Annotated in this window: 24 protein-coding genes and 1 other RNA gene; 23 read left to right on the top strand and 2 right to left on the bottom strand. The window is 52.5% G+C overall.

All coding sequences use genetic code 11. The annotated features are described in order from the left end of the window. The first annotated feature begins 301 nt into the window (after window positions 1–301). The 9 genes from IPK01_18840 to IPK01_18880 all read left to right on the top strand — a co-directional run bounded on the left by IPK01_18840 (window position 302) and on the right by IPK01_18880 (window position 7,893). Entirely contained in the window at window positions 302–1,666 is a 1,365-nt protein-coding gene (locus tag IPK01_18840; protein ID MBK7935486.1) for an MFS transporter, read from the top strand. Between the two features lie 77 nt (window positions 1,667–1,743). After that, the gene (locus tag IPK01_18845) at window positions 1,744–2,298 is read left to right on the top strand and encodes an LOG family protein (GenBank protein MBK7935487.1); all 555 of its coding nucleotides are present in this window, start codon (window positions 1,744–1,746) and stop codon (window positions 2,296–2,298) included. A gap of 26 nt (window positions 2,299–2,324) precedes the next feature. After that, on the top strand, window positions 2,325–3,212 hold the full coding sequence (locus tag IPK01_18850) for a TIGR00266 family protein (GenBank protein ID MBK7935488.1): 888 nt from the start codon (window positions 2,325–2,327) through the stop codon (window positions 3,210–3,212). Between the two features lie 40 nt (window positions 3,213–3,252). Next, entirely contained in the window at window positions 3,253–5,058 is a 1,806-nt protein-coding gene (gene ptsP, locus IPK01_18855) for a phosphoenolpyruvate--protein phosphotransferase (GenBank protein ID MBK7935489.1), read from the top strand. A 417-nt stretch (window positions 5,059–5,475) separates the two neighbouring features. Beyond that, entirely contained in the window at window positions 5,476–5,907 is a 432-nt protein-coding gene (locus IPK01_18860; protein ID MBK7935490.1) for a polysaccharide biosynthesis/export family protein, read from the top strand. 161 nt (window positions 5,908–6,068) lie between these two features. Beyond that, window positions 6,069–6,454: RNase P RNA component class A (gene rnpB, locus IPK01_18865), an RNA gene on the top strand. A 50-nt stretch (window positions 6,455–6,504) separates the two neighbouring features. Next, a complete protein-coding gene (locus IPK01_18870; GenBank protein ID MBK7935491.1) occupies window positions 6,505–6,771 on the top strand; it encodes a hypothetical protein in 267 nt (88 codons plus the stop codon). An 88-nt stretch (window positions 6,772–6,859) separates the two neighbouring features. Beyond that, window positions 6,860–7,603 carry a tetratricopeptide repeat protein gene (locus tag IPK01_18875; protein MBK7935492.1) on the top strand — a complete coding sequence of 248 codons (744 nt, stop codon included), beginning with the start codon at window positions 6,860–6,862 and terminating at the stop codon, window positions 7,601–7,603. Continuing rightward, window positions 7,600–7,893: a hypothetical protein gene (locus tag IPK01_18880; protein MBK7935493.1), complete on the top strand. Its 294-nt coding sequence runs from the start codon at window positions 7,600–7,602 to the stop codon at window positions 7,891–7,893. The genes IPK01_18875 and IPK01_18880 overlap by 4 nt, the downstream gene beginning before the upstream one ends. Here IPK01_18880 and IPK01_18885 read toward each other — a convergent pair. Continuing rightward, complete coding sequence (locus IPK01_18885; GenBank protein MBK7935494.1) at window positions 7,890–8,780, bottom strand: prepilin peptidase; 891 nt, start codon at window positions 8,778–8,780, stop codon at window positions 7,890–7,892. The genes IPK01_18880 and IPK01_18885 overlap by 4 nt on opposite strands. Before the next feature lie 411 nt (window positions 8,781–9,191). Here IPK01_18885 and IPK01_18890 point away from each other — a divergent pair, with 411 nt between their 5' ends. The 14 genes from IPK01_18890 to asnB all read left to right on the top strand — a co-directional run bounded on the left by IPK01_18890 (window position 9,192) and on the right by asnB (window position 23,726). Next, entirely contained in the window at window positions 9,192–9,641 is a 450-nt protein-coding gene (locus tag IPK01_18890) for a hypothetical protein (protein MBK7935495.1), read from the top strand. A 26-nt stretch (window positions 9,642–9,667) separates the two neighbouring features. After that, the gene (locus IPK01_18895; GenBank protein MBK7935496.1) at window positions 9,668–10,993 is read left to right on the top strand and encodes an S-layer protein; all 1,326 of its coding nucleotides are present in this window, start codon (window positions 9,668–9,670) and stop codon (window positions 10,991–10,993) included. Window positions 10,994–10,997: 4 nt separating this feature from the next. Then, complete coding sequence (locus IPK01_18900) at window positions 10,998–11,438, top strand: hypothetical protein (protein ID MBK7935497.1); 441 nt, start codon at window positions 10,998–11,000, stop codon at window positions 11,436–11,438. Between the two features lie 9 nt (window positions 11,439–11,447). Then, the gene (locus IPK01_18905; protein MBK7935498.1) at window positions 11,448–12,299 is read left to right on the top strand and encodes a hypothetical protein; all 852 of its coding nucleotides are present in this window, start codon (window positions 11,448–11,450) and stop codon (window positions 12,297–12,299) included. A 27-nt stretch (window positions 12,300–12,326) separates the two neighbouring features. Next, entirely contained in the window at window positions 12,327–12,962 is a 636-nt protein-coding gene (locus IPK01_18910; GenBank protein MBK7935499.1) for a hypothetical protein, read from the top strand. A 191-nt stretch (window positions 12,963–13,153) separates the two neighbouring features. Next, on the top strand, window positions 13,154–13,585 hold the full coding sequence (locus IPK01_18915) for a hypothetical protein (protein ID MBK7935500.1): 432 nt from the start codon (window positions 13,154–13,156) through the stop codon (window positions 13,583–13,585). 832 nt (window positions 13,586–14,417) lie between these two features. Then, window positions 14,418–15,128: a Crp/Fnr family transcriptional regulator gene (locus tag IPK01_18920; protein ID MBK7935501.1), complete on the top strand. Its 711-nt coding sequence runs from the start codon at window positions 14,418–14,420 to the stop codon at window positions 15,126–15,128. Window positions 15,129–15,314: 186 nt separating this feature from the next. Further along, entirely contained in the window at window positions 15,315–15,701 is a 387-nt protein-coding gene (locus IPK01_18925; GenBank protein MBK7935502.1) for a hypothetical protein, read from the top strand. Between the two features lie 130 nt (window positions 15,702–15,831). Further along, window positions 15,832–16,188 carry a hypothetical protein gene (locus IPK01_18930; GenBank protein ID MBK7935503.1) on the top strand — a complete coding sequence of 119 codons (357 nt, stop codon included), beginning with the start codon at window positions 15,832–15,834 and terminating at the stop codon, window positions 16,186–16,188. Window positions 16,189–16,303: 115 nt separating this feature from the next. Beyond that, window positions 16,304–16,486, top strand: a complete 183-nt coding sequence (locus IPK01_18935) for a hypothetical protein (GenBank protein MBK7935504.1) — start codon at window positions 16,304–16,306, stop codon at window positions 16,484–16,486. Between the two features lie 132 nt (window positions 16,487–16,618). After that, window positions 16,619–17,059, top strand: a complete 441-nt coding sequence (locus IPK01_18940) for a universal stress protein (GenBank protein MBK7935505.1) — start codon at window positions 16,619–16,621, stop codon at window positions 17,057–17,059. A gap of 245 nt (window positions 17,060–17,304) precedes the next feature. After that, window positions 17,305–20,076 (top strand): hypothetical protein, encoded by a 2,772-nt coding sequence (locus IPK01_18945; GenBank protein ID MBK7935506.1) that lies wholly within the window; start codon window positions 17,305–17,307, stop codon window positions 20,074–20,076. A 219-nt stretch (window positions 20,077–20,295) separates the two neighbouring features. Beyond that, window positions 20,296–21,819 (top strand): hypothetical protein, encoded by a 1,524-nt coding sequence (locus tag IPK01_18950; protein MBK7935507.1) that lies wholly within the window; start codon window positions 20,296–20,298, stop codon window positions 21,817–21,819. A 2-nt stretch (window positions 21,820–21,821) separates the two neighbouring features. After that, entirely contained in the window at window positions 21,822–23,726 is a 1,905-nt protein-coding gene (gene asnB, locus IPK01_18955) for an asparagine synthase (glutamine-hydrolyzing) (protein ID MBK7935508.1), read from the top strand. A gap of 244 nt (window positions 23,727–23,970) precedes the next feature. Here asnB and IPK01_18960 read toward each other — a convergent pair whose 3' ends face one another. After that, window positions 23,971–24,672, bottom strand: a complete 702-nt coding sequence (locus tag IPK01_18960) for an HlyD family efflux transporter periplasmic adaptor subunit (GenBank protein MBK7935509.1) — start codon at window positions 24,670–24,672, stop codon at window positions 23,971–23,973.

The following is a 24,672-nucleotide window of genomic DNA, read 5'->3' on the forward strand; positions in this document are numbered from 1 at the left end:
AATCGTACACCCAATTCGAGCTTGATGTCAATATAATATAGGTATAAACGGCCACCAATTGTACTATTTAAGGGAATATTGGCCCGTCGAAGGATCAATTGATCAAGCAAAGACGATTCCCAGCCCTTGCGGTCTGCCTTTCGAATTAGATTCCATCGAATATTGAGGTTAATCGCGTATTCGATGTAGTTCCGCCGCCACTTTCGTGTGTCGGTTTCGATCGTCGTTAGACAAATGAGAGCAACTCATTTAATGTGAATCATATTTCAAACAGGCAGTCAGGAATTTCCATCCATCGATAATGAAAACATTTCCAAAGAACGACCGAAAAGAAATATTTGGTTGGCTAATGTACGACTGGGCGAACTCGGTCTTTTCGACCACCGTTCTTGGAGTTTTGATCGGCGACTATATTACGACGCTTGCTCAATCGGCAGTCGGTGAGAATGGCGTGGTCATCAGCCTCGGAGGATATGATCTGGTTACGGCGAAATCTGTATTTGCCTACACCATTGGGCTTTCCGTCTTTCTTCAGGTCTTCTTTTTACCTTTTCTCGGGGCGATCGCCGATTACACCCATCTCAAAAAGACATTCATGATGTTTTTTTGTTTTCTGGGTGCTTTTGCCTGCTGTTTGTTGTTCTTTGTTGAGGGCAATCTGTATTTGCTCGGATGTGCGTTTGTGATGGTCTCAAATCGCGGTTGTGGTACTGCGATCATCTGTTACAATTCGTTTCTCCCGGATATAACGACCGAGGATCGCCGCGATCGTGTTTCTAGTTGGGGTTTTGCAGCCGGTTACCTCAGCGGAGCTCTTGTTCTGATAGCGAATCTCGTGTTTTTGAAAAATGCTGAGTCACTTGGCATCACACTCGAATATGCAGTCAGGCTGTGCCTGCTTGCCTCGGGAATTTGGTGGGGCGGTTTTGCTATCGTTACATTTCTATTGTTAAAGACCAGACAGCCTGTTCGCTCAATCCCTGAAGGGCAGCATTATATTTTCGCGGGGCTACGCGAATTAAAATCAACGGTCTTTGAACTCTTCAAACTCAAGCAGACACTCGCATTTCTTGTCGCATATTTGCTTTATAATGACGGCATACAGACTGTGATAACTGCGTCGTCCATATTCCTGTCGCAGGAATTGTTTGTATCAAAGGGAATACCGACCGATCGAACTGTGCTGTTTATCGCATTTCTGATCGCTCAGATAGTTGCATTTATCGGGGCACTCGTCTTTGAACGGATAGCTCATTTCACGACCACAAAGACCGCGATAATCATTGCGCTTTTCATATGGTCCGGGATCGTGATTTATGCGTACGGTTTTCTGAGCACGGTCACCCAAGCCTACGTGATGAGCGGATTGATCGGATTCGTTCTTGGAGGTTCGCAGGCCTTGTCAAGGTCGCTATTCTCACAAATGATACCGGCCGGCCGCGAGTCGGCGTTCTTTGGATTTTACGAGATCTCTGAACGAGGAACTTCGTGGATCGGTCCGATCGTTTTCGGCCTTGTGGCACAACTTACAAATTCCTACCGGCCTGCGATACTCGCTCTCATCGTATTTTTTGTGGTCGGGAGCACGATCCTGTTCTTTACAAACACCGATCAGGCGATCAGAGATGCAGGAAACAAGCTGCCCGGCGAACTGCCGGCGGCTTGACCATTTTGCCGTTAAACCACCGTCGGATATAATTTGGATATGATCGCGCAGAAAGCACGTTCTGAATAGATTCCGATATGCACGAAAGCTCTCAAGAAAAAATAATTACGATCTTTGGCGGATCAAAGTGTAAAGAGGACTCCGACGAGTACCGTGAGGCCAAAGATCTCGGCGGCCGGCTTGCTGAGGCAGGATTCACGATCTGCACCGGTGGATATCTGGGCATCATGGAGGCCGCGTCGCGTGGTGCCCGTGAAAAAGGCGGCCGAGTATATGGGATAGTGATGAATCAGTTCAAATCTGAGCCGAATCGCTACCTTACTGATAAGGTCGCGACAGATCATTTTTATGATCGATTGCAAAACCTGATCACACGATCCGTTGGATTCGTAGCTTTTCGCGGAGGAATGGGAACGGTCACCGAGATCTCGCTTGTTTGGAATAAATTGCAGACCCGTGTACTCGGCAGCCGGCCGCTGGTGCTCGTTGGCGACTGTTGGCCTCCGATTGTCGAGGCTTGGCAGTCTTCGCTGGTGGTTAGCGAGAGTGACGTATCGATCCTGGATTTTGCCAAGGATGCGAGCGATGCGGCGGAAATATTGATAAGAAAGACTAGAGGAGTAATTCTATGAAATGCCCCAAGTGCGATATGGGTCTGATGGCAGGTGCAAAATTCTGTGGATCGTGCGGATTCACGATTCCCGCTGAACCACCGGTCGCCGTTGCTCCGCCTCCTCCGGCCGTCCAACAGATCCAGACGCCGATCCCGAACAATTCCCCGATCGCCGGAGGTTCGTTCCATTTTGATTCCGACGGACGCGGTCAGGGACGAGGCTACACATGGGCGATCGAACATCAAGGAGCATTCGCACTTGCGGTCGTTAATCTGCAAGCCGAACAAGCGATTTGCGCTGAAGCCGGTGCGATGGTCTCAATGTCCTCGAACGTCGATCTTCACTCCGAACTGAAGGGCGGTGTGTTTGGTGCGCTGAAACGTGCAGTCGGGGGGGAATCGGCTTTTGTTTCGACATTCACTTCGAAGGGCGGGCCCGGCGAGGTAACGTTTGCCCCTGGTGCTCCGGGCGACGTCGCTGGAATCGAGATCCAGAATCAAGCATTTTGTGTCCAGTCCAGTTCCTATTTGGCTGGCGATGTATCGCTCGTGATCGACACGAAATTCGGCGGTGCGAAATCATTCTTTGGAGGCGAAGGCCTGTTCGTTTTGCATGTCTCGGGCACCGGTCTGCTCCTGGTGTCATCATTTGGGTCTATTCATCGTAAGGTGCTGCGGCCGGGCGAACAATATGTCGTCGACACCGGCCATCTCGTCGCCTGGGAAGCTCATTTGCAATACAACCTGCGCAAAGCGGCCAAAAGCGGCTACTTTCGAAGCTTTCTGAGCGGCGAAGGAATGGTCGCGGAATTCACCGGGCCCGGCGAAATTCTGATCCAAACTCGGAATCTCGCTGCGTTTGCGGGACTGCTTAAGCCATTCTTCCCGTCGCAGGGCGGCAGCGGCGGCGGGTTCAGTTTTGGAAGCTCGTGATTTTAGCAGTACTCGTTTCTTGATCAGGAAATTCAATAATTTGAAAGAACAGGCCACAATCCCTGTCGTTGGCGACCGGACCGAATCACGGATCCGTGCCCGCGTAGTTTCTCGCGGTATCGCTGTCGGTACGGCCGTTTGTCTTCACGGCCGAAAGCGTCAGTTTTTTCGGATCGAGATCACGCCGGATAAGGTCGAAACAGAGATCAACAGATTACGGACTGCCGTCAAAACAGCAGACGAACAGCTAGAGAAGATCACATCTCGCAACAGCCCTGACATAACAAATGCGATCGCCGAAATTCTTGACGTGCATTTACTTTTCCTCCGCGAATCGTCACTCGTTTCAAATTGCGAACTCGCTATTGCCGACAAATTGGTCAACGCCGAATGGGCGGTCAAATTGGTTTCCGATGAATACCTCGACCGGTACCGGGCCATTGCCGACGATCACCTTCGGGAGAAAGCTGCTGACCTCAAAGATGTCACCGAACGAATATTGGATACGCTCAGCGGTAACGAATCTTCCATGAGGCTGCCTGAAAATCCGATCATAGTCGCGAACGAGATCCGGCCATCGACCATGCTGGAGTTCTTGCGCAAAAGACCGGCGGCTCTGGTGACCGAACAGGGTGGATGGACATCGCATGTTTTTATTATGGCTCGCGAAATGGGCATTCCGGCTGTTGCGGGAGTTCGAAATATTCTGCGTCGGATCAAAACCGGCGACCTCTTGGGTGTTGATGCATTAGACGGCGAGATCGTTCGTTACCCGACCGAAGAAAGCCAATATCAACTTGCAGCAAAACTTGAGTCCATTGACAGATCATACATTAGGATCGGCGACCCGGTCGGGTCCGTATCTACCCTCGACGGTGTCAAGATTCGAATTGCCGCGAACGTCGACAAACCCGATGCGTGCAGACATGCGGTCGACATCGGCACAAACGGTATCGGCTTGCTTCGTAGCGAGTATTTGTTCGAACATTTGAATGCTCTACCTGACGAAGACACTCAAACCGCAGCCTATCGGGAAGTCTCTTCGATCGCCGGGCCGGCCGGAATTAGAATACGTACTTTTGATATCGGCATCGAACAAACATCCCCACGTCTAAACATTCGCGAAAGGAATCCGGCACTTGGGTTGCGTGCTATCAGGTTAAGCTTGGTTCAGGAGCGACTGTTTCGCGTTCAGATCCGATCTATACTGAAGGCCGCCACTAATGCGAATGTCCGCATCGTGTTGCCTCTTGTTTCAGGCGTTGAGGACATAAAGCGTTCCCTCGCGATCATAAAGAATGAGTGGACGAAGTTGGAGGAACAGGGAGTTCCGTGCGGACAGCCCCAACTCGGAGCGATGATCGAATTGCCTTCCGCGGTCTTCTCGATAAACGAGATTCTCCGATATGTAGATTTTGTCTGCCTTGGAACCAATGATCTAGTTCAATACATGGTTGGCGTTGACCGTGATAATGAATCGGTCGCCGATTGGTACCAGACTCTGCACCCCGCCGTTATCCGGGCCGTGAAAACCGTTCTTGCTGCATCCGAAGCCGCCAGTGTAGAGGCGGTTATGTGCGGCGAAATGGCTGGGTCACCGTTCTACACCCCACTCCTCCTCGGGCTCGGTGCCCGCGAATTCAGTATGAATTTGCACTCTATCAATGCAGTACGAAGACTGATCGCGGGTGTCGCGTACCAAGACACGCTCGAATTGGTAGACCATATCAAAGACATCGAAACCGCCCCCGAGATCGAAGATTTCCTGCTGACGTTCTACCGCGATCGATGGCCCGATCTCTTTCCGCCCGAAATATTTACGGCTCGCTTTGTTAATCACCGCTAAAACATTTAAAAAACTAGAATATGACTGTTTTTACGATTTTATTTAGTCGTGGGCTTGAGGCCTATGAGATCACTAGTGCCAGATCGTATGAATATTCAGCTTTCGATACCTCATGCATTCGCCGCAGCAATCGCGGCATGTGTCCTTTTCGCGACTTTGGTCCAATGCCAAAGGACAGATAAGACCAGTCGGAACAATCCGTTTGCACCGAGCCCAACAGCAAAATCCAGGTATGTTGATCATGACATTAAGCCCGTAATGATCGAATCTGTTGCGTACTCAACTCCTGCGTCATTGCACGAGGATCGATCTCGTCCGCTCTCGATAGTACGAGAAAATGAAGGCAATACCCAACGAACCGTGACTGCTAACTTATCCCCAACTAGCATTTATCGGATCGGTGTAGGGGACGTCCTGATGATCGAAATACAGAATGCATCGACATCATCGGGCCTTTACACGGTGAGGAACGACGGGACCATCGACTTCCCATTGGCGGGCGAGTACGTGTCCGTAGCCGATAAGACGACCGACGAGATCGAAGGGCAGCTTAGTGGATCGATATCGTTATATTCAACTCCGCAGGTGTCGGTCAAGATCGCCGAATACGTTAGTCATGGTGTTCTGGTGAGTGGCCTTGTCGAAGTTCCGGGGTTCCACCAGATACATCGCGATGCGGTGCCGCTATATGTAATTCGATCTGCCGCCGGCGTCACACAGAGTGCCAAACGCGTCACGATAAAGCGCGAGCGGGCCCTCGGGACCGAATCTTATCTGTTGTCAAGCCCTAACACTGACCGCACGTTGATCTTTCCCGGCGATTCAGTAGAGTTCTCCGGGAACCTATAGGATCAGACAGTTAGTCATTGCTTCGCGGAGCTATCAGTTTTGACAGCCGCGTTCGGGCCGACAATTCGATCGATTCACGTGATCGAACCTTGAAGATAATTTTTTTATAACGGGTATTTTGTTGTTCAACATATTTTGTTATACTTTTCGAGCCTTGCTATGAGGCACGCCGGGCAATCGCTGTTTGCGTAAGCGAAGAGAGGAAAGTCCGAACACCATAGGGCATCGAGCCGGATAACGTCCGGGATTGCATGAAAGTGCAAGACGACAAGTGCAACAGAGAGTAAACCAGCCCGCAAGGGTGATGGGTGAAAGGGTGAGGTAAGAGCTCACCGGCGTCGGTGGTAACATCGGCGGCCAGGTAAACTCCTCGTGGTGCAAGATCAAATAGGGGATCGCGTAATTTGTGCGGCCCGTGCAATGCTTCTTCGGAAGCCGCAGATCCCGGGTAGATCGCTTGAGCCGTCGGGTAACCGCCGGCCTAGATGAATGATTGCCATTTGCCGCAAGGTAGATACAAAATTCGGCTTACAGGCGTGCCTCATAGCTTTCGGCGTTAAACGCGTTTCAAATTTTAAGGAGAAACCCCTCAATAATATGGCAAACCGTAAAGGTGTATTTATCGGAGCGTATGTTCCAAACGAATTGAAAGAGTCGCTTCGCAGGCGAGCAGCCGGTGAACACCGTACGCTCTCGCAGGAGATAACACGAATACTGGTCGAGGCAGTTCACGGAAAAGGTTTGCCTGCCGGCAGCGTAGACCGTCGCGAGAGCACCGTCGTGCCTCGACGCCGTGCGACCGATCCGCCGATCCGCCGCCGAGCCGAGGACCTGCCGTATATTGCCCCTGACGGCAAGAAATAGTACTTAGATCATCTATTGGATTAGCGTCGTTCGTGTGTTGCGGACGACGCTTTTCTATTGCCACCCCGATTTTGTTAAACTATTCTCAATGAATGCAAAACTACTTACGGTCGGCGTCTTAGCCGCTCTTGCCGGTCTGACCGGAGGATTTATACTCGCCAATAGTTTTAACCGGACAACCATAAATGCTCTCAAGACACAGCTCGATCAGCGAAAGCCCGCCGCTGCCGCCACATCTCCGCAGACCGGCGAAATGAGCGTCGATCCCGAAGAGATCAAGGCAAAGATCGCCGAGGCTGATGCAAATCCAAGTGATATCGCCTTTCAAAGGAATCTTGGTCGAGGCCTTTATCGGTTCGCAACGATAAAGAAAGATCCGAACCTGCTCGAAGAGGCTAAGCGAATACTTGTACGTGCAAACACATTAGACCCCAAGGACTACGAAGTTATTGTCGATCTGGGCAATGCTTACTTCGATCTTGGCTATTTCAAGAAAGATCCCGCAAGCTTCAAACTCGCGAGGGAAACATATGAAAAGGCGCTTGCAGCAAAAGCGGAGGATGCCGATGTACGCACCGATCTGGCTCTAACGTATTTCGTTGATGAGCCAGGCGATCTGAAAAAAGCGGTCGACGAATTGTCGAAAGCGTTGAAGGTAAACCCTAAACAGGAGCGTGCTCTCCAGTTTCTGACCACGACCTATATACGGCAATCTGATTGGACTAATGCGCAGAAGACGCTTGATTCATTAAAATCGGTGAATCCCAAGAATGATTCGATCGCCGACCTTGCGACCCAGATCGAAACGAAGACATACAAGCCGCAGCAATGAGAGAAGCCCTTATAATTCTTGCGGTCTTGCTCGTATTGCTTGCACTGACCGCGTTCAAGTATCGAAAGCAGATCGCCGCGGTGATCGGTTTCGGGCGAATGATCCGGGAAGCGACAAAAGGGAACTCGGCCGACCGGCAATCACGCATATCGGAGCCCGTAAACTCCGGAAAGCTCGTAAGCTGTACCAAGTGCGGGACGTGGGTGCCCGAGGGTCGGGCCATCAAATTCGGAGCGACGACATTCTTCTGTACTGATGCCTGCCTGCAGAGCTCGATCAAGTCGGTCTAAACGAACCGATCAAGATACCAAGCGATCATCCTATCACCAAAGAGCAACGCTATTATCGAACCGATGCCGAGAAAGATACCGAACGGTATCTGCGTTTGCATGTCCTCTTCTTTTTGTCGTGCAATGACGAGAATACCCGCGATCGCACCGGTGAATGCTCCGATGAATATCGTCAATATCGTCAAACGCCATCCGAGCAGAGCACCTAATCCTAAGAGCAGCTTCACATCGCCAAGCCCCATCGCATCTACGCCACGCAGTGCCTTCCATATCGCACCGACGAGCCAAAGTGAACCACCGCCGACCAATGCTCCGAACAACGCCCCGGCGAGCGAAACGGCCCATGCCGGCCAGGTGTTCAAATATGAGATCGGCGCATATGCGGTGTCGGTAAAATAATTTCCTTCAAACACGATGGGATACACCACTCGAATGACCAAAGCGATGACGAACAACGGATAAGTGATCACATTCGGCAAGATCATATGCCCGGCGTCAATAAAAATAAGAGCGATCATCGTCGAAACGAACGCAAATGCGACAGGTAGGTATGGCGTCAGCCCAATCTGCATGTAAACGATCAGGAACACAAGGCCCGTCAAGGCCTCGATCGCCGGATATCTCCAAGAGATGGGCTCCTTACAGTCTTTGCATTTACCACCGAGCATCAACCAGCCGAAGATCGGCACGTTATGGTAGAACCTGATCGAGGCCTTGCAATTCGGGCAAGCCGATGAAGGCAAGAGTGAAAGCTCATTCGGTACGCGGTGGATGACAACATTCAGAAAGCTGCCGATACACGTCCCCAACACGAACACAAGAACCAAGCCCAGCCAATCGGGAATGCCAAGTAACGCTTCGAGCGAAGCCAAAAGTATGATGTGCATGTAGTTAGTGAATGCGGCGCCCGTCGGCGACGGCAGTTCTATTCGAAATAGGATCGATTTGATATTGGCAAGGGACCGCCGAACCTATGATAATTTGTTTTCTGACAAAAGAAAATAGAGGTTCATAAATTTTGTGGCGATCACAAGGCGGAAAAGCGACATCAGAGATGCTAATGGATTCCATAAGTGATTTGCGAAGCATTGTTTAATTTTGAAAAGAGTGTAGCATCACTCAAATCCCTCAATTCGATTTTCTAAGTTGTACTCAGACTACGGTCGTATACCCTGTGTTGTTTGGTCTTAAATCAGGAATATGGAACGATCCATGAAAACGATCGCAGCCGTATTTGGCCATATCACGGATCTTCTTAGAGGAGGCCTAAATAGAAAGATTTGAACGAAGAACGATCTATGAAACTAATAGTATCTGCGACCATTATCGCCGGCATTTTGAGTATTTCCGTATTTTCCCAGTCTATTAAACCGAAGCCGACTACGTTACCCGCGGGCATTGCGACCTGGAGCGGCGAGTATTCGGATAAATTCTTGAATAATTCGATCATCAAAGCACGTCTGAAGAAGCTTATGGGAACCAAGAGCTACGACGAGTTTATCGAATCATTCGAAACGCTCGCACCGATCGCGAAAGATGGCAGCGTGCTGTTTGCGAGCGGCTGTCTCATACACGCCTGCACGCAGTTGGAATCGGCGATCGCTATAAATTTTAAGAACAACACCGTCCACGCAGCTATCTTTAATACCGAAAAACCCACACGCTATTTCAATGAACGCAGAAGCAAAGCGCCCCAAGCGATCATCGATTGGGCGACAAATCTGGACAACATCAAAACTAACAAATGATCCGCCGAGCGGGACCACCAATAATTATGAGATCAAGAGTTTTTCTGATTGTGACGCTGCTGTTCGTCTCGATAACGGCAAGTGCTCAGGACTTTAACAACAAGACAAAAGAGTACACTCTCGTCTCACAGACCGAGGCCAAGACCGAGATAGTACGGACGCACAGAAGAGTGCTCTGCGATTATCAGCCTTCCGGGCTTTGGGTTCGACGAGGCGAGCGGTTTTCGGTCAACGTCAGCGGTCTAGACGAAGACTACAAACTCTCGACCATGATCGGATTCAAACCGATGTGGGCAAAGAATAACGGTACCCAGGAAAATGAATTGCGCGAAGGTGCAAACACCGTCACGTCTACTAAAGATGGCATCCTTTCGTTCATCTTCGTCAAACGAAACGGCTACGACACCGATCCAACAACCGTCGATGTCAAGGTAACCGGCGGCACGGCAATTCCGTTTTACGTCGTCGGCGAGACTGAAGATGAGGACTGGGAAAACGCCATCGAAAATATGGAAGACACCTACGTGCAGCTCGTCTCGGACAAAGCCCTGGTCACACTTCCATCGCGGGATTATTTAAAACACCCGATCGAGGATGTCGAGGCGATGTTCGAGACGATCCACAAAATGATCGATCTTGATGATCAGCTTGCCGGGTTCGATGATTCTTTGCCGGAGAATATGAAGACCCGCAACCGCATCAATTATCTGGTCGATGTATATACTCCGGCTCCTGAATCGGATAAATACTATGCATACGCCTCGGATTACTTCATCGGAATGAAACGCGACAATTTTACCGCTCTCACTCGGGACCTCGGCACCGAATGGGGATACTGGCACGAGACCGGGCACACTTATCAGCAGCGGAGTTGGACGTTTAGTGCGATCGTCGAGGTTCAGGTCAATATGTACTCGCTCTATGTACAGGAAAAGTTCGGCCTGCCGTCCAAGCTCAACAATAAAGAGGGTAAAAACACCGTTTCGTCGTTTGAAATGGCACGCCGCTATATCGCCAACCCGAATAAGAACTACATGGTCATCAATTCGGCCGAATATGGCGAATTCTTTACGAAGCTCGTGATGTTCCATCAGCTCAAATCGGTTTACGGCTGGGAAGCATTTACGCGATTACATAAGGAGTTTCGCAAACAGTCATTGATCTACAACCCTAAAGAGACCGACGCAGATAAAGCAAATAAGTTTGTTTATATGATGTGTTACGTTACGAGGAATGATCTCGTACCGTTTTTCAGAAAGTGGGGCCTCAACATCGATGCCGCAACGTCGCAAAAGATCGCGGCAATGAGACTCCCTTTGCCGAGGACCGATCCGTCAACCATATTCAAATAGAAATATGAAGAGATCCATCTACATCACGCTCGCGATCATTGCGTTCACTTTCGCCGCCGCTGAGACTTCGCTGGCGTGCAGCTGTATTGCACCTACCGGAAAGTTAAAGACACAGGTATCGAACGCATACAAAGATTCCGACGCCATTTTTTCGGGCAAGGTCATCTCTATGGGGAAGACATCGGACGGAAATTACTGGCTCGTCAAACTCGCTGTTAATTACACTTGGAAGGGAACCGGCATGTCGGAAATAACGATCAAGACCGCACTGGACAGCGCGATGTGCGGTTATCGGTTTGAGAACGGCAAAAAATATCTCGTCTACGCCCATGGGACGGCCGCGGATCTTTACGTAGGCAATTGTTCGCGGACTGGTTCGGTGTCTGAAAATGGCGATGTAAAATATCTCGCCAATCTTAAAAGGAAACACGCCGCAAAGAAATAAGGAGAAACGATGAAATTCAAACTAGCATTGCTAACATGCTTACTGGCTGTTACTTGTTCAGCCACAAATGCGATCGCACAGAATGCTCAACGGCCGGCAGCTGGCCGGCAGGTTAGGGTCCGTTATGATGTGCCGACCGATCCGTCGCTCGTTCCGTATCAGAAATTTGTCCAAGGCAATAGGATCCTCGAAGAATTCGCCGACATGATCAACGCAAATTTCCGTATGCCGAGCGATCTGACGGTCACTGCGATCCAGTGCGGCAAGATCAACGCATTCTATTCGCCGCAGGCCAAGGCGATACAGCTCTGTTATGAGTTTGTCCGGCATTTCAACAACCTGCACATCAACGACCAGCGGGATGAGACCGGTAAATACGACAACGCAGAAGTGACAAAAGCCCTCATCGGCTCGATCCGTTTCGTTATGTATCACGAAGTCGGCCATGCCCTTGTCGGAATTCTTGATCTGCCGATCACGGGCAGGGAAGAAGATGCTGTCGACCAACTTGCGACCGTGGTCCTTCTCAGCTCTGGTGACGACGATGACGTGGATGCCGTGTTCGACGGTGCTTACACACATCTTTTGGCAGATGATCTCCGGGAAGCTAACAATGCAAAGATGTCGCCTGAACAGTTGAAATGGTTCGAGGCCAATCCGATCGAGGCTGATGAACATTCACTTGACAAGCAGCGGTATTTCAACACTGTCTGTCTTGCCTACGGTTCGGATCCGAAAGGCTTCGCTGACCTTGTCACTGAAGGTGCACTGCCAAAGGCTCGTGCCGATCGCTGTCCATGGGAATGGAAACAGATCTCACGCTCGTGGGAACGTCTGCTCGCACCATTTGCAATTCAATAAGAGGAAAACTGAGTAAGACGTAAATATATGAAACGCACAATTGCCATAATATCGATGTTTTTGTTGGTTGCAGGAATTGCCGCCGCCCAAAAAACGTCACCAAAGACCAGCTTTAAGGATTCGCGCGACGGGCAGGTTTACGGAATTAAGAAGCTGGGGAACCTGACGTGGTTTAGGGAAAACCTTCGCTATGATATGGACGACGATTCGATCTGCTTCGACGATGACGACGAAGCCTGCGCAGATCTCGGGATGCTCTATACTTTCGACGGTGCACTCAAGGCGTGTCCAACGGGTTGGCGTTTGCCGACGGATAATGACTGGATGGATCTTGAGAAATCTCTCGGGATGCCGCAGAACCAGTTGATGGTCGACGGTTACTCTACGGCGAGAGGATATCGCGAAAGCCTCATGCTGCAGGTCGGCGGAAATTCGGGTCTTGATTTTAAGATCTCGGGATTCGCGACGTTCGGCAAAAACGGCGCGACTTTCGACGGGATCGGCGGCGACCGTCCGCGCTCTTATTTCTGGACGTCGACAGGCCGGACGATCAATGGTCAGCGAAACGTGTACCGCCGCCGCATCGAGGCCAACAGCGGTATGATCTACCGCTTCTCAAATCCCGAGGCGGGCTACGCCGTGTCAGTTCGTTGTGTGCAGTGAAATTGCCAATACACACGAGTCAGATTTTCCGAGGAGAAAGGATCGGCGGGCATGCATCGCATTGTGCTACACTTTCGCAGACATATGTTTAACAAAAAAGGGGAATGGTAAGAATGAGGCTTATTTTAGTTTTATCTATGTTGGTTGTGGTGGTATTGGGCTGTGGGCGTTTTGGGGCGAGCAGCGGGCCTGTGAGCAACAGTTCTGCGAACAGTAATTCTTCTGCCAAACCAGTGAAGAAATTGGTGGATCTGCCATCGCTTCTGGGCAAATCGGTCGACGAGATGAACACGATACTCGGCCAAAAGTTAACGCAGAAAATGTATTCGGTCGACTACGAGATCGAGAACGGCAGCGTTTACGCTCAGTACGACAATATTACGAAGAAACAGACGGTCCTCAGATTCACTTTTAGGGAAATGGAGATCGATGGCAAAAAGGTTCGCGGTTTTGTCACCTCCAAAGCCCTCGAGCAGGCAGTCGGACTCGATCTAACCGGCACGCCGGAGATGTCTGAGTACGAAGAAAAGTACAAAGACTACATGATCAACGGCAAAAAATGCGACGTCACCGTGAAAAAGATGCTCGAGGCCTACACCTCCATCTCACTTATGTGTCTCTAGTCCTCCAATCTTGCTCCGATCGAAAATAAAACAAAGGCCGCGAGCGTAATGTTCGCGGCCCTTTCTTTGGCAAAGGCCCGCACGAAGTAAGGGCGTTTCACCCGACGTAATATGAAACGCACGAAATGCCTGTATTTACTGCCCCGCACGCATTTCTCGAAAACCTTATTCCCCTGTTCCCGCGAAAATCCCCCGATTCCCAAAAGAAAATCTATGACAAATCAATAACTATTTCTCATAGATCGAAACTAATTTCTCCCAAAAACGATTCTATTTGTCCCCCACTACCTTCTTTCTCTCCCAAACCAATTTTTATTTCTCCCGGACAAGAATTCTCCGCCATTTTCAGAAACCGTTCTCCCGCAAAAACAAGAAAATCTGCCACGGAAAAACTTCTTTCCCTGACAGATCACTTTCTATCCGAAACAAACTTCCTTCTCTCGGCCACAAACTAATTTCTCTCCGGAACAAATTTCCTTCTCTCCGCCGAAAACCAGTTTCTCCAAAGCCGCTCTGCGGCCCTATTTGAGGAAAAGCTATGCTTTTCCAGTAAAACCCAAAACAAAACCAACGCGGCTCCGCCGCCACCTCTCAAATAAAATCATTGAATTCGAAGAAAAAGCCCGTAAACACGGGCAAAGGCGGAAACGCGACTGTTAAGGAGCGTGCCAACGTGATCACGAGACTCGGCACGCTCGTTCACACTCGCGTTTCTGCCGCTTTCGCTTTGTGCGAAAACGCACAGAATTATGTGTTGAACTTTTGCATTGTAGAATTATCGCTCCCGCGTTGTTGGTTTTTCCTCTGCATTGAGCCTGAACGAAGGAGAAGTGTGAATAATATAATTACCCCGACCGCGAATAAGCTGCTTGCCTCTCTGCCCGGCAACGAACTGGAACGATTGGTGCCGAAACTCGAAAAGGTTGACCTGACATTCGGCAAACAGATCTTTGATCGCGGCGAATTGATCGAACATGTTTATTTTCCGATAAGCACCGTCACCACGCTGCTGGCGGTTGGGCCGGAAGATTTGACTCTGGAGATCGGCCTGGTCGGCCCCGAAGGCATCGTCGGGCTGCCGGCGGTGATCGGAGATAAAGTTGCGCCGTATCGGGCGGTTGTTCAGGCTGACGGAACGGCGATGAGGATGGCCGCGAAGGATTTTGAGATCGAATGCGCCAATGCCGAGACCTTGCGACGTATGCTCTTGCGTTTTTCTTATGTCACAATGGTGCAGACCTCGCTCGCGTCCGCGTGCCATCGCTTTCACGAGATCGAGAAACGTCTCGTCCGCTGGATCCTGATGACGAGCGTCCGCATCGAGACCAGCGAGATCCTGGTGACGCATGATTTCCTCACAAACATTCTCGGAGAAAGGCCCGAAGCGGTCGATAGAGCCTTCGCATCGCTTGAGAACAGGAATTTGATCAGGTACAGCCGCAACCGCCTCGTGATCCCCGACCGTATCGCCCTCGAAGCCGCCGCCTGCAAATGCTATAAGATCATCCGCGACGAGGAACGGAACTTCATGATCTTGCATTAAACCGCCGAAACGACAGACAGCAAACCTCTAGACGGTCGAATCCTTATTAGATCTGCGAGTTTCTTCGCGCACGTCTTAGAACATTCCGATCGGTGCGGTAGCGTACATTCCGCGACTCGTTGCGGCGATATTATCTTTATACGTTAAGTGCATTAAAAGAAGACGCGGCGCTGCGAGGTAATTGTCATGCGAAATTGTAGAGACAGATTCGAGCCGATGTGCGAAACCTCGGAAAAGGGCGAACGGTTGTTCACGCGGGATGCGATTCAGATGACCTCGTTTGATATCGGCGGGCGGATACTGTCGCTTTTCGGGTACGCAGAAATGCGGAATATAGTTCTTCAACTGCGAATGAACTCGCACGAACTAGCCGAAGTGATAGACGGCGACGAAATGCCATCTGTCGAGATGCTGCTGGGCATTCAAAAGGTGACCGGTGCATCGATCGATTGGATCCTCACCGGAATGGGTAATAAATTCCTACAGAACGTTGAGCTGATCCCGCGGCCCGTCGATAGCTTAATGATACCTCAGCCGCAGCCGACAGCAGCACGGATCCCGCAGTTGTGGTAGATACAGCGACCCAAAAGGGAAGTATCGCTCACTGACGAACATACTATTCTCACGATCATTGTTATAATTGCGCACCATCGTATTGCATCTCGTGCGATTGGCGGCGGGCGGTGTTCGGGTAAGAATCTTTATGGGCTACAAACTGACGGTAGAGAACGGGCCGGAATATCTGAAGCTGACGGCGGTCGGCGATCATTCGGCCGAGGAGATGTACGCATTTATCGACAATATCAAGGCGGAGGCCGTCCGTAATGACAGCAAACGCGTGCTGGTCGATTCGTTTGAATACTCGACGCTGATGAGCGAAGCAGATAAGTTTGCCCTCGGCAGCCATCTTGCCAAGACATTCGGCCCTAGGCTAAAGGTCGCTATCATGCTGCCCGCCGAACACATCTCAAAACTCGGTGAACTCGCCGCCGTAAACCGCGGTGCAAACCTGCTCGTAACCCCTTCGGAATCCGATGCCATCGCCTGGCTCACGGCATGAACGTTTGGAGCGGACGCAGCATTAGGTGCAGCCGCGATCATCTGTGCGATAACGTACGGAAATTGTGTTTTTAGCGGAGTATGTTGATCTCAACTGATTATGTGGAGCAAATAACATGGCACTTACTGAAGAAGAAAAAGACGACGTCTATTTAACGGTTTCGATCGAGCTCGTGAAGATGTTCGATATACTCCACAACACCTATTCACGCCCGGATCTCAAAGAACAGGCCCAACTCGTTACCGAACTCGAAACCAGCCTCCGCAAGGACTGGGAGATATTCAAACTACCTGCATGACAACTATCACGCGCCGAAATCAGAATGCCCGAGCCGGCACGCCGAATATATTTATTCATAGCCATCAGCTTTAACGATCATGTTCACGCTTTTGTAACAGCTCGGCGTTATAATAGTGGCGGAGGCAAGAATATGAAGATCTTAATAGCAAATGACGGTTCTGAATTTGGCGACAACGCCGTGAAGGTAGCGGCTGGACTATTGAAGGGAAATGCCGCCGCCGAGATCAAAGTGGTAACGGTCATCGAACCTGCGGCAGGCACCGAACTCGAAACGATCATCGAATCGACCGATGAGCTGATAAACATGGAGAATCCAGCATATGTGACGGCACTGCGGATGGTGACCGCTTCGGCCGAAGCTCTGGCCGCAAGCGGAATGACGAGCGTTTTGTATGAGGTTCTCTCGGGCCCGCCGGCGCGCCGAATTGTCGAGGCTGCGGACGAATGGAAGGCGGATCTTATCGTTGTCGGTTCTCACGGCCGCGGCTATTGGTCGCGTGCAATGCTTGGTTCTGTTTCTGACCGTGTGACACATCACGCAAACTGCTCCGTCCTGGTCGTCAGAAAGTGAACGGTGCTCGGCGCGTAAAAAAGTATTGCTTTATCCGCAGACGTGTAATATGCTGTGGGGAATTAATTTCAGGCCGATACTTTCGAATTAGATGACAAGGGGGCGTTGCTGTTGACGGCTGACTTGTCTCTTTCCATTTTCAGCATTCCTCGTCAAATATTCCGAAATACCGCAAGATCTGTTTACGAACGCCAAGCGTTCACGGCCTGAGGCACTTGGCGTCAAGGTAAAGGAGCCTCTACGCCATGAACACGCCGACGATCCGTTCGCTTTTTTCCCGCCGCGGTCTAATTATTCTTTTGACATTGCTCGTCCTGCTCTCGTTCGCCGCACTTTTGGGTTGTGAAAGGACATTCGTGCGCAAGAAAGGCGACAAAGCGATGGACATTCAGGGCGCGTACGACTATGAGATGACTATGCTACGCAATCCGCAGACCGAAATGATCCCCGAGGGATCATTCGCGGCGGAACGGGCTCAGGCGAGGGCAGTCTTAGAACGGCAAAAGCTCTCCGGGCGACCGCTGGTCAATTCGTACACATTCCAAGGCCCCGACAATCTCGGCGGCAGAACGCGATCGATCGTCTATGACGTGCGATTCGACGGCGCCATGAACCGCGTCATCATCGCCGGCGGCGTCAGTGGCGGCGTTTATAAATCGATCGACGACGGCGCGACCTGGACACGCAAGAGCCCGCTCGGCGAACACTTCAGCTGCACCAGCATCGCACAGGACACGCGGCTGGGAATGGAGGACACATGGTACTACAGCGTCGGCGAAGCGACGGGCAACTCGGCAAGCGGCTCCGGCGCGAGCTATTCCGGCAACGGCGTCTACAAATCGATCGATAACGGCGAGACGTGGGCACGTTTGCCGATGTCAAATACCACCGCGCTCGAATCATTTACCGTTCCCGAGGATTACATAACCAAGATCATCGTCGATCCGACGAACGGCAACGTCTACATAGCTTGTGCCGCGGTCATTCGCCGCTCGATCGACGGCGGGGCGACGTGGACCAGCGTGCTCGCGGGGCCGCTTTCGTTCTCGAGCCAGTTCACCGACATCGTGGTGTCGAGCACCGGTCGATTGTACGCGGCGTTCGCCGGCACGAATGACTCGGGCGTTGACGGCGTGTGGGCGTCACCTCCGGGACCGACGTCCGGCGATCCGTTGTCGTGGACACGCATCGCAGGAGTCGGGCCGGGCGGTTCGCCGACGGGATGGAACAGCGAGCCTTCGTACGGCCGCGTCGTGCTGGCGATCGCACCGAGCGATGAGAAATTCCTGTACGCGATGTATTTCAGCGGCACTGCCCCAGCTTGCCCAACATCGGTCAAAGAAGCGGAACTATTCCGCTGGGACGACATCGGCGGTACATGGACAGACCTGAGCGCAACATTGCCTGACGCCGCCGGCTGCCTTGCGGGCAACGACCCGTTCGCGGTGCAGGGCGGCTACGACATTGTGATCGCCGTAAAACCCGACGACGCCTCGACGCTCTTCATCGGCGGAACGAACGCCTACCGTTCGACCGACGGAGGACTGTCATGGACCAGGATCGGCGGCTACGCAGGCACCGGCGGTTATGCACTGTATTTGTCCTCACATCCGGACATACATTCATTTGCATTCTCGCCGATCAGTTCGACAACGATGCTCTGCGGCAACGACGGCGGCATTCAACGCACGACCGCAAACCTCGAACCCGTCGTCGCGTGGACGCAAATGAACGTCGGTTACCGAACTTACCAGTATTATTACGTCGATGTGGATCCGCGGCTCGGTAACGCCAAGGTGATCGGGGGCGCTCAGGATAACGGTTCGACGCGAAACATCGGCGGCAGCGGCACGAGCTATGAAATGGTACTCGGCGGCGATGGCGTTTCCGTCGGACTGACCGATCTGATTGCGGGGATTCAGTACGAATATGTCGGATTTCAGTTGGGAGAGATATTTAGGAGGGACTCGACACTCGCCCCGGGCGTTGCCGGCTCGTATATAACGCCGACGCCGGAGGCCGGAACGGGAACGGGGCTTTTTGTTACGCTGTTCAAGCTAGACTCGGACAATTCGGAGATCCTCTATTACGCAAATGACAGTGTTCTTTACCGGACATCGTCCGCTTCGACGGTCACAGGCGCGACATGGACGACAATGACCGGCGTGACGGCCGCGGTCTCACCCGACAAGAAGATCACCGCACTCACGCCCGCCCGAGGCGCATACAGCCCGGCGACGTCGAGCTTGTACATCGGTGCGAGCGACACGACCTCGCCATTCACGGTTCCGCCTAAACTGTTCAGGCTTGACGATCCGGCATTCATCGGAGCCGGGGCACCTCCCGTTGATATAAGCTCCCCGGCGTTCCCGGTCGGCGCTTACATCAGCAGTATCGCCGTCGATCCCACCACGGACGACACAGTGATGGTCACATTCTCCAATTACGGCGTCTCGAGTATATTCTTGACGATGGACGCTAGCTCGGTCGTCCCAACCTGGTCTGCTATCGAAGGCAACATTCCGCTGCCGTCGGCGAGGAGCTCTGCGATCCTGCGCAAGACGGCAGGCACGGAATACTTCGTCGGCACATCGGTCGGGCTTTATATGACGACAACTCCTGCCGGAGCAGGCACGATCTGGTCACAGGAAGGCCCGTCCGAAATGGGCAACGCCGTTGTCTCAAGCCTCGCTCTACGGCCGTCCGACAACAAACTGCTCGTCGGAACACACGGCTATGGAATGTGGTACCTGCTCCCGCCGACAGCGGCAAATGTCTCGGTCGGCGGCCGGGTGCATTCGCAAAGCGGCGGCATCGCGAACGCAATCGTCACGATCACATCAGCGAACGGTACGTCACTCCGCACAAGCACAAGTTCGCTCGGGTATTTTCGATTTGACGACATTGTCGCGGGAGGCACGTATACGGTTGCGGTTGCGAGTAAACGATACGTCTTCACGCCACAGATATTGACGCTCAACGATACGGTCGAGGATCTTGAGTTTATTTCGAACTAGGATCAACGACCAGACCTACCGCTACGATCCGCCTCGCTGCGGCCGGGCAGATCCGCTAACTCGGGTAATTGATCTTGGGAAGCGTTTTCACGCTCGCGTTTATGCCTTTGCCGTTGGCGTAAAATTGTAACTTCATTTACTATTCCATAGACATTGTCGCTCACACACTCAAATTAAAGGTAAATTGGGCCCGGATGGCGCGTTCGGTTCGACTGTGGAATGGACGAAAAGACATCACATAATGGCGGGACTGCATTCGGCTCACGCGCGTTTGCCGCATTGACGCGCCCGGTCGATGCTTTGCCGCTGGATATGTTTCGCGTGGTGACGGGCGTGCTGATATTGGTGTATTTTGTGCGGACGTTCGCCGAGACGGCGGATTTCAGCGGGCCCGACGGATTGCTCGACCACCGTTTGATACTCGAGATGTATTGGTTCACCGAGATCGGAATATTCCGCGATTGGATGAGCATCGAATGGTTCTACGCGGCGTTCGGGATCGCCATCGCGTGCTGCGTACCGCTGATCCTCGGGTATCGTGTTAAGTTCTTTTTCCTGATCCTGTACATTATCGCAGTCAGTACGTATCGGCGGAACTTTATTGTGATGTATGTCGATGATTCGATCATGCATCTGCTGCTGTTCTGGATGCTGGTGATGCCGGTCGGACGCACGCTGGTGCTTGGCGAATGGCTGCGGGACCGCCGTGCGGCGGGGGAACGTTGGAAAACTGTCACCGTGCCCGGAGCGACCCTGCGGCTTTTCCTCGGGAATCTGACGCTGCTCTATCTAGTTGCCGGTCTCTGGAAATGGACGAGCCCGATGTGGCTCGACGGCACCGCTCTGTACGTCGTATTCAAGCTGCCGGTGTCGTACTACAGTTCAACCTGGACCGCCGGGCATATCCCACTGCTGAGGATATTTAACTACGCGACGCTCATTCTCGAGCCCCTGGTGCCGCTGATGTTCGTACTGCGGCGTGGGCATTGGGCAAAGTACGTGATGCTCGCGGCATTCCTCGGGCTGCATCTCGGCTCCGTAGCAACTCTGAATATCCCGTACGCGAACGTTGCCTGTGCAGCGACGACGATCCTGATGTTCCGCGAAGAGCTGATGACATGGTTTCGCGGCGTCTATATCGAGCCGGTGGGTTCAAAACGATTCGGTTTGTCCGGCGCCGTCGCACTATTTATGGTCACCGCACTGACGCTGGCGATGGTCAGCTCGGTCTCTCTGATAAACTGGCGAACCGCACCACGTGAGATGAAGTCGGGCGAGGTCATTTCCCGCGAGAACCGTCCGCAACTCGTCGACGGACGCGCGGACGGGCTCGATTCTGTGCAAATGACATTTTTTGGTGCGCTTTGGATCATGGGCATCGCTCAGCAATATCAGCTATTCAACTGGATCGACAACCGGAACTATGCGACGCACTACCGCGTCGTTGCTAATGGTGTTGACGTCGATCCGGACGCGATGTTCGTGCGTTCGTTGCGTGGTGTGCTGCTCGATTTTTATATTCACGACATCACGTGGCTTAAAATACCGCCCGAGCGGCGGCAGGAACTGCGCTCAAACATCCTCGAACGCACCGCGAACCGCTATTGCCGTGTCGCAAGGCCTGTCGGCGTCGTCGAAGCCCATTCGTCCTTCGAACGCATCGACCCAAACGGCGGCCCGGGCGAATTTGATAATGTACTGTTGATGATGTTTAGCTGTGACGGCGAACGGGCGGTGTTTTAGATATGTGCGGGATCGTTGCGATTTTCAATAATGACAGGCCGGTGAATTCTGACGCTCTCGGCCGGTCGATTGACGCGCTTATTCCACGCGGACCCGATGAACAGAGCAGTTGGGTTTCGCCGAACGGACGCACCGCTCTCGGCCACGCACGTCTGAACATCATCGACCTCGTCACCGGCACCCAACCGATCGCCGGCGAAGACGGCAAGCTGCACATAATACACAACGGCGAATTCTACGATTTCGAACGGATCACACGCGAACTCGAGAACCGCGGCCATAAATTCCGCACGCGTTCCGACAGCGAGATCGCCCTGCATCTGTATCAAGAAATGGGGCCGGCATGCCTCGAACATCTGCGAGGGGAATTTGCGTTCGTCATCTGGGACGAAGAGAACGAAACGCTCTTCGCCGCCCGCGACCGTTTTGGCATCAAGCCGCTGTTCTACGTGCAGGATGCCGACGGGCTAAAGCTCGCATCGGAAGCAAAGGCGCTGTTCGCCGCCGGTGTTCGCGCCGCATGGGACCAGGAATCGGTGTTCCAGAACCTTTTCTTTTCGTTCGACCAGGACAGGACTTTGTTCCGCAATGTTCGCCAACTCTCGCCCGGCCATTACCTGATCGCACAACGCGGAAAGGTCACGGTCAAACGCTATTGGGACGTCGGCTATCCAAAGGCGAACGCCGCACATCCACACACATCCGAAACGGAGTGTATCGAAACGGTGCGATCGATGCTAGACGAGGCGATCCGTCTGCGAATGCGTGCCGATGTGCCGGTCGGATGCTATCTCAGCGGAGGCGTCGATTCTTCGTCCGTACTTGGGATGGCGAGCCGTTATGCGGAAGGGAAGTTTACGGCGTTCACGATCGCGTTCGATCATCCCGATTTCGACGAAAGCGGGCCCGCGAGACGAATGGCTGAACATGCGGGTGCCGAGTTTCGACCGATCGCCGTGAAAGGCACGGACTTCGCCGATGTTTTCTACGATTCTGTCTGGAAAGGCGAGATGATCCACTATAACGCCCACGGAGCGGCCCGCTATCACCTCAGCCGAGCCGTGCGGGCCGAAGGCTACAAGACCGTCATCGGCGGCGAAGGTGCGGACGAACTTTTCGCGGGATATGATTTCTCAAGCCAGGCGGTTCTCGCGAGCGGATCGTCCGCGATGGCGAAGTATGCAACAATGTTCGCCCGTCTTTTTAAGCCCAAGACCGAGACCGAACGCCGCATCGCCGCGACCTCGCCGTGGCTCGCACGCCTCAGCCACATTCTCGCCTTCCCGCCGAATTTGACGGATTATGTCGCGGAGAAATTCGACTTTCTACACACTATCATCGCACCGGAACTTACAGCGAAATTCCCCGGCCGCGATCCGTACCGCGAGTTTTTCCGGCAGTTTGACTATCGCAAAACCCTGCTGGGCAGGGAACCGGCGAAGCAGATCCTGTATCTATGGATGAAGTCGCTCTTCGTCAACTACGTACTAGCCGCCGAACGCCTCGATATGACAAACGCGGTTGAAGTGCGTCTGCCGTTTCTCGATCACAAACTGTTCGAATACGTGAGTTCGATCCCGGTTGCGATGCTCGCAAAGGGCGGAACACTAAAATATCTGCTTCGCGAAGCCGTCAAACCGTATATCACCGATGAGGTCTATAGGGGGCTAAAGCAGCCTTTCCTCGCACCGCCGACCACTAGGCGAAACGACGACGCGATGTACATTATGCTGCAGGACATCTTGCGGAGCGAGAGTTTTCGTTCGGTGCCGTTCTTCGACCATGCGGCCGTCATTAAGATGCTAGATGGCGTCGCAACGATGGATGACGCGGCCCGTGCGTCAATGGATCCCGTGCTCTACATGATGGCGTCGATCGGCGTACTGCACGAAAAGTACCATCTATAGTTTGGGTTCAAAGGATCTCTTTGGGGCACCTCACCTCGTGGATACTTTTGCTCCGTCTACTATTTGACTTGGCGGATGAAGGATCACGATCTCGCCGTCTGAAATTCCTTCGACTATCTGCGTGCTCTCGGCATTCTGCCGGCCCGTTTTTATAGCTCTCTGTCTGGCACGGCCGGATTCGACTACAAATACATTCCACTCATCTCCACTCCGAAACAAGGCGCTTGAGGGAATTGTCAAAACATCATCTGATTCCCATACGATGATGCTCACGTCGACGCGGTAATTGTCTCCGAACTTTGGCGCTTTGGACAAAAAACTCGCCGATCACATTTACCCGCTGCTCCTCGACGCCGAGTGCCGAGACCTTTGTTGTGGCTTGAGGCTCGATCAGATGGACACGGGCTTTCAACGGTTCTGTCGAGCTTTCATTGATCACCATGATAGGCGCACCGGGCGGTATCTTTACCGCGTCGGTCGAGAGCACGTCCACGACGATCTCGATATTGTCCGGATCGCCGATCTCGATCAGTGGGGTTCCGGCGGTAACGAAACCTTCGCTCTTTTGAGCGATCCTCAGCACTTTCCCGGCGATCGGAGCAAACACTCTGGCAGCATATATGTTTGGGAGTTCGTCCCGCTTATCCGGAGTCCGCTGGACCGGCGGATTTGGATCGATCTCGGTGATCGGATAGTCGTGTGGTATGAAGTCGCCCTCAGTCAACTTTATCCGCGACATCCGTCCGGAAACCGGTGCGCTGACCGTTATCTTCACTCGAGCTCGTGTCTTACCTTCCGCTTCGACCGCAACTGTCATCGGCCCACGCCGGCTCGTCGCTACCTCAACGGATGTCGACTCTTCGCTGAGCAGCAGCCAAGCCAATATGAGCCCGACAACGACAGCCGCCGCAAGATACAGCATCTGTTTTTTTGATACGTTTAACAT

The organism is Acidobacteriota bacterium, assembly GCA_016713675.1.
Taxonomy (GTDB): Bacteria; Acidobacteriota; Blastocatellia; order Pyrinomonadales; family Pyrinomonadaceae; genus OLB17.

Coding starts and splice junctions, on each gene's coding strand:
- IPK01_18840 (MBK7935486.1), top strand. CDS start 302: ATGAAAACATTTCCAAAGAACGACCGAAAAGAAATATTTGGTTGGCTA.
- IPK01_18845 (MBK7935487.1), top strand. CDS start 1,744: ATGCACGAAAGCTCTCAAGAAAAAATAATTACGATCTTTGGCGGATCA.
- IPK01_18850 (MBK7935488.1), top strand. CDS start 2,325: ATGGCAGGTGCAAAATTCTGTGGATCGTGCGGATTCACGATTCCCGCT.
- IPK01_18860 (MBK7935490.1), top strand. CDS start 5,476: ATGATCGAAATACAGAATGCATCGACATCATCGGGCCTTTACACGGTG.
- IPK01_18870 (MBK7935491.1), top strand. CDS start 6,505: ATGGCAAACCGTAAAGGTGTATTTATCGGAGCGTATGTTCCAAACGAA.
- IPK01_18875 (MBK7935492.1), top strand. CDS start 6,860: ATGAATGCAAAACTACTTACGGTCGGCGTCTTAGCCGCTCTTGCCGGT.
- IPK01_18880 (MBK7935493.1), top strand. CDS start 7,600: ATGAGAGAAGCCCTTATAATTCTTGCGGTCTTGCTCGTATTGCTTGCA.
- IPK01_18885 (MBK7935494.1), bottom strand. CDS start 8,780: ATGCACATCATACTTTTGGCTTCGCTCGAAGCGTTACTTGGCATTCCC.
- IPK01_18890 (MBK7935495.1), top strand. CDS start 9,192: ATGAAACTAATAGTATCTGCGACCATTATCGCCGGCATTTTGAGTATT.
- IPK01_18895 (MBK7935496.1), top strand. CDS start 9,668: ATGAGATCAAGAGTTTTTCTGATTGTGACGCTGCTGTTCGTCTCGATA.
- IPK01_18900 (MBK7935497.1), top strand. CDS start 10,998: ATGAAGAGATCCATCTACATCACGCTCGCGATCATTGCGTTCACTTTC.
- IPK01_18905 (MBK7935498.1), top strand. CDS start 11,448: ATGAAATTCAAACTAGCATTGCTAACATGCTTACTGGCTGTTACTTGT.
- IPK01_18910 (MBK7935499.1), top strand. CDS start 12,327: ATGAAACGCACAATTGCCATAATATCGATGTTTTTGTTGGTTGCAGGA.
- IPK01_18925 (MBK7935502.1), top strand. CDS start 15,315: ATGCGAAATTGTAGAGACAGATTCGAGCCGATGTGCGAAACCTCGGAA.
- IPK01_18930 (MBK7935503.1), top strand. CDS start 15,832: ATGGGCTACAAACTGACGGTAGAGAACGGGCCGGAATATCTGAAGCTG.
- IPK01_18935 (MBK7935504.1), top strand. CDS start 16,304: ATGGCACTTACTGAAGAAGAAAAAGACGACGTCTATTTAACGGTTTCG.
- IPK01_18940 (MBK7935505.1), top strand. CDS start 16,619: ATGAAGATCTTAATAGCAAATGACGGTTCTGAATTTGGCGACAACGCC.
- IPK01_18945 (MBK7935506.1), top strand. CDS start 17,305: ATGAACACGCCGACGATCCGTTCGCTTTTTTCCCGCCGCGGTCTAATT.
- IPK01_18950 (MBK7935507.1), top strand. CDS start 20,296: ATGGACGAAAAGACATCACATAATGGCGGGACTGCATTCGGCTCACGC.
- asnB (MBK7935508.1), top strand. CDS start 21,822: ATGTGCGGGATCGTTGCGATTTTCAATAATGACAGGCCGGTGAATTCT.
- IPK01_18960 (MBK7935509.1), bottom strand. CDS start 24,672: ATGTTAAACGTATCAAAAAAACAGATGCTGTATCTTGCGGCGGCTGTC.